Genomic DNA, 9928 nt, shown 5'->3' with positions numbered 1-9928 from the left:
GGCGACGAGCCACCGATGACCGGTCCGGGACCCGGGCGCCGGTTCCCGGACCCCACCCGGCCCGACCCCGCCGCCTTCTCCCTCCGCCGTCGGCCCGCGCCGGGCCGCTGACGGGGAGAGGGAGCGGGAACACCACCGACGGACACCTGTGACCGATATATACCCCCTGGGGTATTAAGGAGCTTGTTATGTCGCGGACTCCGGACGAGGGTGTGAACGGTACCGAGGAGGCACGACCGGGTATCACGACCACGCGGAAACCGGTGCCGGGCACGTCCGGGAGGTGTGGCCCGTGCTCGCGTTGACAATCGCCCTCGCCGTGCTCGTCGGGGTGTCCCTCGGCCTGCTCGGAGGCGGGGGCTCGATCCTGACCGTCCCGCTGCTCACCTACGTGGCGGGGATGGACGCCAAGTCCGCCATCGCCGTCTCGCTGCTGGTGGTGGGGGTGACCAGTGCCGTGGCCGCCGTCTCGCACGCCCGTGCGGGCCGGGTGCAGTGGCGGACGGCACTGATCTTCGGTGGCGTCGCCATGGCCGGCGCCTACGGCGGCGGACGTGTGGCCGAGTTCATTCCCGGAACGGTCCTGCTGCTCGCCTTCGCGGTCATGATGGTCGCGACCGCGATCGCCATGCTGCGTGGGCGCAAGGGCGCGGACACCGCGAAGGCCCACGACCACCTGCCCGTCGTCCCGGTCGTGCTGGAAGGCCTCGTCGTCGGATTCGTCACCGGACTCGTCGGCGCGGGCGGGGGCTTCCTCGTCGTCCCGGCGCTGGTGCTGCTCGGGGGTCTGTCCATGCCCACGGCGGTGGGGACCTCACTGGTCGTCATCGCGGTGAAGTCGCTGGCCGGCCTCGGCGGCTACCTCAGCACCGTCGAGATCGACTGGGCGGTGGCCGCGGGCGTGACCGCGGCGGCCGTCGTCGGCAGCCTCGTCGGTGGCCGGCTGGTCAGCGTGGTGCGGCCCGAGCAGCTGCGCAAGGGCTTCGCCTGGTTCGTGCTCGCGATGTCCGTCGTGATCTTCGTGCAGGAGGCACCTGCCGCGGTCACCGGATTCATCGCGGACAACGCCGTCCTGTTCTCGGTGCTCGGCGCGGTCGTGGTCGCCGGGGCGGTCGGTACGGCACTCGCTCTCCGGCGACGCCGCTCCGAAACGGAGCCCGCCCGGCACGGCAGCGGGTGAGGCACCCACACCACACCGGGACACGGCCACCGGAGGGGGCCGGTGGCCGTGTCCCGGAGCCGGTCGGTGGGTGACCGTGACCCCTGCCCGACGCACCGGAACCTACGGTTGCGTAGCCTGAGGGCGTGGCTGACGTCGTGTACCCGCCTGTCGTGCTGGCGGCCAAGACCATGTTCCGGGTGCTGGACCACCAGCTGCGGGTGACGGGCACCGAGCACGTCCCGCGCACCGGTGGTGCGGTGATCGCCTGCAACCACGTCAGCTATCTGGACTTCATCTTCTGCGGCCTGGGCGCACAGCCGGCGAAACGGTTGGTGCGGTTCATGGCCAAGAAGGAGATCTTCGACAACCGGATCGCCGGGCCGCTCATGCGCGGCATGCATCACATCCCGGTGAACCGGGCGGCAGGCAAGGACTCCTACGGCGAGGCGGTCCGGCGGCTGCGCGCGGGCGAGGTCGTCGGAGTGTTCCCGGAGGCGACCATCAGCCGGTCCTTCACCGTCAAACCGGTCAAGTCCGGTGCGGTCCGGATGGCCGCCGAGGCGGGCGTGCCGGTCGTGCCGATGGCGTTGTGGGGCACGCAGCGGCTGTGGACGAAGGGCAGGCCGCGCACGCTCACCAAGCGGCACGTGCCGATCCACATCCACGCGGGCAGGCCGTTGCGACCCGGTCCGGACGACGACCCCGATGTGGTCAGCCGCGAGCTGCGCGCCCGCATGTCGGCGATCCTCGACGAACTGCAGGCCGGCTATCCCGAGCAGCCCACCCGCGACGACGACCGCTGGTGGCTGCCCGCCCACCTCGGCGGCACCGCCCCCACCCCGGAGGAGGCGGCCGCCCTCGACGCCCACCGTCCCACGACCGACTGAGTCCCGTTACCGACGGAGCCCCACGAGCGAGGGAGCCCCACGACCGAGGGAGCTCCGGTCGGCCTCCGGACCGGTCGCGGACGGAGCGCCGGGCTCGGGTGGAGGAAGGTGTGCAGGCCGCGTCCGGACGGAGGCCCGCGCACACACCCCTCATCGCACCCGGCATACCGCCACCCCGGAACAGCGAGAAGGCCACCCGCTGAGCGGGTGGCCTTCTCGGAGAGTACCTCTGCGGTGGAGCTAAGGGGACTCGAACCCCTGACCTCCTCACTGCCAGTGAGGCGCGCTACCAGCTGCGCCATAGCCCCTTGTGTTGTGTGGGAACCACTGTATCCGATCGCCCCGCGGCCTCGAACAGGGGGGGTCCGTCACCGCGCCGCGGGCGGTGACGGACCCCGCCGCGGTCAGCCCGCGCGCGCGGCGGCGACCACGTCGTCCAGCCAGTTCGGGTTGTTGAAGGCGTCGACGATCTCGCCGTCCGCGACCACCAGCGGGGTGGCGAAGGCGGGCCCACTACCGAGATCCCGGTGCAGGCTGCTGTCGCTTTCCACCTGCTCCATCTTGCGGTTCAGCAGATCCTCGTACTTCCCGTTGCGCACGCCCTCGGCGAAGGCCGGGTCGGTGATGCCCAGGTCGCGGCCCAGCTGGATCAGCTGGTCCTTGTCGTAGGCGCGGGCACCCTCGCCGGGCTGCGCGGCGAACAGACTGTCGTGGTACTCGGTGAACGTCCCGGCGTCGGCGGCCAGCAGCGCCGCGTTCGCCGCGTGCAGCGAGTAGCCCGCCGGGTCGGAGCGCTCGGCCAGCATCGGCACCATGTGGTTACGCACCGCGAGCTGCCCCTGCGCGATCCGGTCGCGGATCTGCTCGCCGTACTGCTGCTCGAACTGCCCGCACGCCGGGCACAGGAAATCCGCGTAGACGTCGATCGTGGCGGGGGCGTCCTGTTCACCGACGACGACCACGGACCCGTCCCGGCGTTCCGGCAGGTCCGCCGTCGCGGTGGCGGTGGGGATGCTCTCCCCCTCCGTCGCGTTCTTCGAGGAGTTGGTCCAGATCAGGCCGCCGACGACCACCGCGACGACCAGCACGACCACGCCGACGATCGCCGTGACACGCCGCGTGTCGGTACCGCCCCGCGCGGCGGCGACCGCCTTCGCACCCGCGTTCTTCCCGCCGCTCTTCGGACGGCCCGCGGGCGGCCCGTCACTCCCGGTCGTCCGCTGTTGTTGCCGCCGCCTGCGTTCGGCTCGTTCCGCTCCGCCCACTGGGCTCGGTGTCCTTCCTCGTCTCGCCGTCGTCCCCGGAGGCTCCGGTTCCCCCGTGTGCGCCGTGTGTCCCGTCCCCGGGCACGTCCGTGCGGGGCCGCCGCAGCCAGCCGTCCAGCGACAGCAGTGTCCCGGGCCGTACCAGCAACCACCCGGCCAGTGCCAGGAACCCGAGGTCCCGCAGGATGTCCTGCGGATACTCGGTCTCCCCCTCGGCGACCCGGCCGCCCCCGCCGAAACACCCGCAGTCGATCGTCAGGCCGCGTGCCCACGCCTGGGCGACCCCCGCGACGAAGAGCACGAGCACCACCACCGACACCGCGGCCGAGGCGCGGGTCAGCACGCCCAGCGCGAGCAGCAGCCCGAGCACCACCTCCACCAGCGGCAGCGCGGTGGCGACCACGCCGACGAGCTCGGCGGGCAGTACCTCGTAGGCCTGCACGGCGAGGTACGCCTGCCCCGGGTCCGCGAGTTTCAGCCCCCCGGAGACGAGCCAGACGGCGGCCAGCCCCAGCCGCACGAGGGTGCCGACGCCGTCGAGTGTCCGTCCCGGTGAGCCCCGCACGCCCTCTAGGCTAACCGGCGAACCTGAGAACCCTATGAGAGGCGGGATCGGATGCGACGGCCGACATTCCTGGTCAGCGCCCTGATACTGGCTGCGACGCTGGTCGCGTGTACGGCCCCGGACGCTGCCGAGGACTCGATCGTCACCCGCGCGAGCGACACCGGGTCGGTGACGATCGGCATCCGTATCGACCAGCCGGGGTTGTCGGAGCGGACGGTCGACGGCCGCATCGTCGGGTTCGACGCGGACGTGGCCCGGTTCGTCGCGGAGGAACTGGGGGTGGCGGCCGAGGACATCGTCTGGCGGGAGACGGTGGCCGCCGAGCGGGAGAGCGCACTCAGCTCCGGCGCGGTCGACATGGTGGTGGCGGCCTACTCGATCACCGACTCGCGACGGCAGGAGGTCTCGTTCGCCGGGCCGTACTACGAGACCGGCCAGGACCTGCTGGTGCACTCGGCGACCGAACCGATCTCCGGGACCGCTGAGCTGCGCGGCCGGACGTTGTGCTCGCCGAGCGGGTCGACCTCGTCCGACACCGTCCGGGAGCGGTTCGGCGACGCCGTGACGCTGGTGGAGTACACGCGGGTCTCCGAGTGCGTGACGGCCCTGCTCGCGGGGCGGGTGGACGCGGTCACCACCGACGCCGCCATCCTCGCGGGCCATGCCGCCCAACACCCGGAACTGCTCCGGGTGTCCGGGATGCGCCTGTCCACCGAACGCTACGGCGTGGGCCTGCCCCGGGGGGACACCGACGCCCGTGCGGCGGTCACCGCGGCACTGCGACGGATGATCGACTCCGGGTCGTGGCGTGTCTCGGTGGAACGCAACCTCGGGCCGTCCGGCATCGAGATCCCCGATCCCCCGACGGTCGGCGGCCGGTGACCGGTCCGCCCGGACCCGTCAGGCGGTCCGGGCGACCTGCGCCGTCGCGGCTTCGACGTCCCGCTCGTGCAGCCCCTCCGCCACCGCGGCACGGATCTGGGTCTGGTTCTCCCGGACGGCGTGGGCGAAGAACTCGTCCACCCGGGGATCGGTGAGCACCTCGAGCGTGACCCGCATCGTGGTGTCCACGACGGTGCGCACCACCTCGTCGTGGAAGGGCAGCCGGGAGAGCGCACCCGCGTGCGGGTCCTGCCGGACCTTCTCGGTGACGATCTCCCGCAACGACTCCTTGTGCTCGTCCAGCGAGCGCGCCACGTTACGCGGGTAACGCCCGGTCTCGAGCACCTTGGCGACCTCGTCGAGCACCGCGACCGTGACCGGCTTCTTGATCGCCGACACGATCGGCCGGGAGAACCGTTCCACGAGCCGTTGGGTGAACCGCTCCCCGAACACCCGGTCCGCCGTCCGGGCCAGCCGCACCACCAGTACGACCACCCTCAGCAGGCGCAGCCCGCGCAGCGCCGGGTGGGCCACGGGGATCATCCCGAGCACCTCGTACCACCCGCGCAGCGGGAACCGCCGATCCCACCGGGCCGCGCGCCAGCGCCACAGGAACTCGATCGCGAACACCCCGCAGATCGCGGTGTCCACCACGAACACCAGACGGGCCGTCGCCGCGGAGACGTCGGCGACCATGGTCCAGGTCAGCAACGCGACCGAGCCCACGGCCAGAAGGAGCATCACCACATCCACGGCCATCCGGCCGCGCGAAATACCGCCGCTGGTCATCGCCGGGATTGTTCCCGAGGCCCCGGCGGGCGCAGCACCCCACCCCCGGCCGCGCATCCGCTCCGGCCGGTGCCACCCCGACCGGAGCCGACGGGACGGGCGCGGTCAGGCCGTGGTCGTGGCGATGAACCGCATCACCTGCGGCCAGGAGAGATCGTGGGCGGCGGCGTTGACCTCGGAACTCTCCCGGCGGGCGCGGTCGGTGAAGCCGTGCTCGGCCCGGGGATAGACGTGCACGAGGCTCTCCCCCGTCTCGCGGGAGTGCAACGCCGACTGGAGCCGGGTGAAGCTCTCCCACGGCACCAGTGAGTCGGCACCCGGGTAGAGCATGAGCACCGGCGCGGTGATCCGGCCGGTGGCCTCGACCGCGTCCACGGTGTGGTTCGGGGCCGGGGTCGCGGGCACGGTCGGGTGGTAGGCGACGACGTTCGCGAGCCGCTCGTCCCGGGCACCGAGCAGGAGCGCGAACCGGCCGCCCATGCAGAAGCCGATCACCCCGACCCGGCTCAGCCCCAGCTCGGAGTGCATGTGATCGAGCAGGCGGCGCATCTCCGCCAGACTCTGTTCGTCGTCGAGCCGGCCCATCAGCTCGAACAGCCGCTCCCGGGAGGTGTCGTCGGTGCTCGGCCCGTGCCACGGATCCCAGCTCAACGCCGTGACCCCGGTCCGCGCGATGTCGTCGGCGAACTCCCGCACCTGTGCGCCGATGCCGGTGACCATCGGCAACAGCAGCATCCCGGCCGTGCTCGGGTCGGTGGGGCGGGACAGGTACGCGCGGAGGTCGTCGACCTCGACCATGCCGCCCTCGATCTCGTGTGCCATACCGGCACGGTAGCGAGGCGCACGGTCGTCCGCCGAACACGGTGGGGTGTGTCCGCCCGGAGGTGGAACACGCCCCACCGCGTCGGCTCCGCGGCCGGTCCGTGTCGGCTCGCCGCCGCGGGAGGCGGACTACGCGCGGAGTTCGCCGGTGCTGCCGGCGTCGACCAGCTCGCGAAGGTCGTCGGGCAGGGCCTCCCGTACCTTGTTCATCACTCCCTCGGTGGCCTCGCCGGTCACCTCGAGAACGACCCGGGCGCCGTAGACGGCGTTCGACTCGCCGAGATGTCCGCGATCGGCCACCCGGCGGGTGAACTCGTCCAGGCCGAACCGCTCGCCCGACCCCGCGCCACCCATCGTCACCGTCCGGCGCAGGCTCTCGCCGATCTCCATCGGCAGCTGGTCGGCGAGGTTGGTCGTCAACTGCTCGGGGATCCGCTCGCCCAGCGTCTCCAACGTCGCCCGGGTCAGCCCCTCGGCCTCACCGCGGCCGGAGAGCTGTGCCCGGGCCTGGACCTGGCCGATGAAGTGGTCGTGGTCCATGGCCTCAGCCCTTCGACAGCCGGGCGGCCAACATCTGCTTGCCCTGCTCGCCCGCCTTCTCGTTGTTGTGCTGGATCTTGCGGAACCACTCCGCGAGTTCCTTGTCGCCGTCGCGTTCGGCGTCGTCGATGTACTGCTTCATCTGCCAGGCGTAGTGCAGGGACGCCTGCACGACACTGACGAGGTCGTAGTAGTCGTCCTTCACCGGAGTCGGCGGTGCGGCTGTCATCGGTCTCTCCCTTCGTTCGCGACCGTTCCGGGATTTGCCGATCTCGACGCGACCGAAACCGCACCCGCACCGTCGAAACACCGGCCCGGTGCGACCCCGGGAGGAAGACGCCGCCCCGGGATGCGCTCAGGACGCCGCGGCGGAGCGGTGACCGCCCGCGAGCTGGCGGGTGGCCACGTTGATCCGGTTCCAGGCGTTGATCGTGGCGATCGTGGTGACCAGCAGGGCGAGCTGCTGCTCGTCGAACCACGCCGCGGCCTCGTCCCACACCGGGTCGGGCACCGCCTCACCCCGGTCGGCGAGCCGGGTGGCCGCCTCCGTGAGGGCGAGCGCGGCCCGTTCCTCCCCGGTGAACCAGGGCGCCTCCCGCCACGCGGCGACCGACGACAACCGTTGTTCGGTCTCGCCCGCGCTCCGGGCGTCCCCGGTGTGCATGTCCAGGCAGAAGCCACAGCCGTTGATCTGACTGGCCCGCACCCGCACCAGTTCCTGGATCGTGCGCGGGAGCACGTCGTCGTCCCGGGTGGACCGTTCGAGCGCCAGCAGCGCCCGGTACGCGGCGGGCACGTGCTCGTAGGGATTGGCCAGACGCGGTTGCATGACAGGACTCCTCCCCGTTCGGGACTTCTCTCGTGGGATCACGACTTGGTGGGATCACGACGGCCCGCCGAGCAGCGCGGCACGGACCCGCTGCGGCGCGTCCGGGTTGGTGCGCTCGACGTCCCGGGCGACGTCGGCGATCGTGCGGGACGCCAGTTCCTTCCGCCACGCCAGCTCCGCCCGGCGCATGCTCAGCGAGATCGCGCAGTGGTCCCGGTAGTCGACGTCCGGGTCGCCGCCCGGGCCGTGCCGCAGGATCCGGGTACAGCGGAAGGCGTCCTCGGAGCCCTCCAGGGCGACGACGACGTCGAGCAGGGAGACCTCCTCCGGTGCCCGGTCCAGCCGGAACCCTCCCCGCGGCCCGGGAACCGAAGTCAGGACCCCGGCCCGTACCAGCGCCTGCAGCTGCTTGTTCAGATACGCGGACGGCAGCTCGTAGATCCCGGCGAGGCGCGTCGCGGGAACGGCCTCCCCCGCCCAGGCCAGATTCAGACACGAGTGCAACACCCACTCCACGCCCTGTCCCATCCGCATCCCCGAGATCCTAACCATCCTGAACACACATTGTCCAGATTAAGTCCCCGCGAGTTGCCACCCCAGGTCCGCGAGTTGCCACCCCAGGTCAGTGAGTCGACGCCCCAGGTCGCTGAGTCGACGCCCCAGAACACAGAAGAGCCCCGGTCGGCGGGGGCCGACCGGGGCTCTGTGGTGGAGGTGCCGGGAATCGAACCCGGGTCCTCTGGCGCCTTTCCAGGGCTTCTCCGTGCGCAGTTCGCTGTGTCTCTACTCGGCCCCACCGGTCACGCGAACAAGCCGGTGTGACGGGCCCAGCCACTGTTCATGTCCCTACCGGTTCCCGTGGCCGGAACCGGCGGTGAGCCTCCTGGCTGATGCCGGCAACCGGGTCGGAGGCTTACCCGGGCCGACAGACTCCGCGCTCGCTCAGGCGGCGAGGGCGAAGTCGCGCTGACTGTTAGTCTTGGCGCTTATATTTAGTGCGACGACGCTTGCGGTGGTCGTTGCCTGCACCGACACGCTTCCCCTGAATCAACGTCCAGAGTCGAAACCGTTCACCCCCTCGTGTGTGTTCTGCTCTCTGTGGGGCTGTCGCCCCACGTGGCTCCCGCGTTATCACCGCGATCGCCTGCACCCAGGATAACGCCCCGCGCAACCGGATAATTCCACCGGTCCCGCCCCCAGGTCCGGCAGCGTTTGCCGGGCCCCCTATCGCCTGCCGGGTCCGGTATCACCGTCGTCGGCGGACACCCGTGCGGCTACAGGTTCAACAGCTTCGCGGGTGTGTCGTGCAGCACCGCACGCAGGAACGGTTCGCCGAGGCGGTCGTCGGCGGCGGCCCAGTCCGCGATCGCCCGGAGCTGGGTCGCGTACGGGTACGGGATGTTCGGGAAATCGGTGCCCAGCACCACCCTGTCGGCGATCCCCGCGATCCGGGCGGGCCAGTCCCGCGGGGCGGGCATGAGCTCCTCGGTGAACGGCACCCCCACCATCGTCGTGTCGAGATACACCCCGGGATACCGCTCCACCAGCGCGAGCGCCTCGTCGTACTCGGGCATTCCCGCGTGCGCGAGCACCGTCACCAGCCCGGGATGCCGTTCGAGGACACGCTCGAAGACGTCGAGGCCGGTGTACTCGCCACGCAACGGCCCGTGCCCGCAGTGCACCACCACGGGCACGCCGGCCTCGGCGATCAGCCCCCACGCCCGGTCGAGTTCCGCCGCACGCGGGTCGTAGGCGCCGACCTGGACGTGTGCCTTGAAGCACCGGGCGCCGCCCTCCAGTGCCTCGGCCACGTCCGAGGCCGCCGACGGTTCCGGGTACAGCGTCGCGGTGGGCACCGCCCCGGGAACGCGGTCGGCGAAGTCACGGGCCCAGCCGTTCAGCCACCGCGCCATGCCGGGTTTGTGCGGATACACCAGCGGCGCGAACGTGTGCACGCCCAGCGAGCGCAGCCGCGCGATCCGGTCGGGCTCGGGCCACCGGTAGTACACCGGCCACCGGATGCCGTAGTGGCTCTCGGCGTGGTCGAAGTACTCCCACACCTTCCGCAGCACCCGCTCGGGCAGGAAGTGCACGTGGATGTCGACGAGGCCCGCCAGGCCCAGGCCGCGCACCCACGCGGCCACCTCGTCGTCGTGGGCCGGGCCCGGCGCTGCGGCGCGGGCGGAC

The 9928-nt window shown here is 71.6% G+C and carries 12 protein-coding genes, 1 tRNA gene and 1 other RNA gene; 3 read left to right on the top strand and 11 right to left on the bottom strand.

What is annotated here, in order from left to right; all coding sequences use genetic code 11:
- Positions 1-292 precede the first annotated feature (292 nt).
- Complete coding sequence (locus ACTIR_RS0106690; RefSeq protein ID WP_026453682.1) at positions 293-1180, top strand: sulfite exporter TauE/SafE family protein; 888 nt, start codon at positions 293-295, stop codon at positions 1178-1180.
- 125 nt (positions 1181-1305) lie between these two features.
- Positions 1306-2049 carry a lysophospholipid acyltransferase family protein gene (locus ACTIR_RS0106685; protein WP_026453681.1) on the top strand — a complete coding sequence of 248 codons (744 nt, stop codon included), beginning with the start codon at positions 1306-1308 and terminating at the stop codon, positions 2047-2049.
- Between the two features lie 235 nt (positions 2050-2284).
- Here the strand turns inward: ACTIR_RS0106685 and ACTIR_RS0106680 are convergent.
- The 3 genes from ACTIR_RS0106680 to ACTIR_RS0106670 all read right to left on the bottom strand — a co-directional run bounded on the left by ACTIR_RS0106680 (position 2285) and on the right by ACTIR_RS0106670 (position 3879).
- Positions 2285-2357: transfer RNA gene (locus tag ACTIR_RS0106680), tRNA-Ala, on the bottom strand.
- A gap of 96 nt (positions 2358-2453) precedes the next feature.
- A complete protein-coding gene (locus ACTIR_RS0106675; RefSeq protein ID WP_026453680.1) occupies positions 2454-3314 on the bottom strand; it encodes a DsbA family protein in 861 nt (286 codons plus the stop codon).
- Positions 3253-3879: a MauE/DoxX family redox-associated membrane protein gene (locus ACTIR_RS0106670; RefSeq protein WP_026453679.1), complete on the bottom strand. Its 627-nt coding sequence runs from the start codon at positions 3877-3879 to the stop codon at positions 3253-3255. The genes ACTIR_RS0106675 and ACTIR_RS0106670 overlap by 62 nt, the downstream gene beginning before the upstream one ends.
- 51 nt (positions 3880-3930) lie before the next feature.
- Here ACTIR_RS0106670 and ACTIR_RS0106665 point away from each other — a divergent pair, with 51 nt between their 5' ends.
- Entirely contained in the window at positions 3931-4761 is an 831-nt protein-coding gene (locus tag ACTIR_RS0106665) for a glutamate ABC transporter substrate-binding protein (protein ID WP_026453678.1), read from the top strand.
- An 18-nt stretch (positions 4762-4779) separates the two neighbouring features.
- Here the strand turns inward: ACTIR_RS0106665 and ACTIR_RS0106660 are convergent, their stop codons facing one another.
- From ACTIR_RS0106660 to ACTIR_RS0106630, 8 genes are all read right to left on the bottom strand, one after another.
- Complete coding sequence (locus tag ACTIR_RS0106660) at positions 4780-5550, bottom strand: hypothetical protein (RefSeq protein ID WP_026453677.1); 771 nt, start codon at positions 5548-5550, stop codon at positions 4780-4782.
- Positions 5551-5655: 105 nt separating this feature from the next.
- A complete protein-coding gene (locus ACTIR_RS0106655) occupies positions 5656-6372 on the bottom strand; it encodes a dienelactone hydrolase family protein (RefSeq protein WP_026453676.1) in 717 nt (238 codons plus the stop codon).
- Positions 6373-6501: 129 nt separating this feature from the next.
- A complete protein-coding gene (locus ACTIR_RS0106650; RefSeq protein WP_026453675.1) occupies positions 6502-6912 on the bottom strand; it encodes a DUF2267 domain-containing protein in 411 nt (136 codons plus the stop codon).
- Positions 6913-6916: 4 nt separating this feature from the next.
- Entirely contained in the window at positions 6917-7141 is a 225-nt protein-coding gene (locus ACTIR_RS0106645; RefSeq protein ID WP_026453674.1) for a hypothetical protein, read from the bottom strand.
- 126 nt (positions 7142-7267) lie between these two features.
- Positions 7268-7741 carry a carboxymuconolactone decarboxylase family protein gene (locus tag ACTIR_RS0106640; protein ID WP_026453673.1) on the bottom strand — a complete coding sequence of 158 codons (474 nt, stop codon included), beginning with the start codon at positions 7739-7741 and terminating at the stop codon, positions 7268-7270.
- Positions 7742-7795: 54 nt separating this feature from the next.
- Entirely contained in the window at positions 7796-8275 is a 480-nt protein-coding gene (locus ACTIR_RS0106635) for an RrF2 family transcriptional regulator (protein ID WP_026453672.1), read from the bottom strand.
- A 172-nt stretch (positions 8276-8447) separates the two neighbouring features.
- Positions 8448-8819: a transfer-messenger RNA gene (ssrA, locus tag ACTIR_RS24955) on the bottom strand.
- Between the two features lie 196 nt (positions 8820-9015).
- Positions 9016-9928: amidohydrolase family protein (locus tag ACTIR_RS0106630; protein ID WP_026453671.1), on the bottom strand; the 913-nt coding region annotated here is incomplete at its 5' end.

It is taken from the genome of Saccharomonospora iraqiensis subsp. iraqiensis, assembly GCF_000430445.1.
GTDB classification, from domain to species: domain Bacteria; phylum Actinomycetota; class Actinomycetes; order Mycobacteriales; family Pseudonocardiaceae; genus Saccharomonospora; species Saccharomonospora iraqiensis.
Note: the sequence above shows the minus strand (reverse complement) of the source record. Positions and strands in the feature narration are given on the sequence as shown.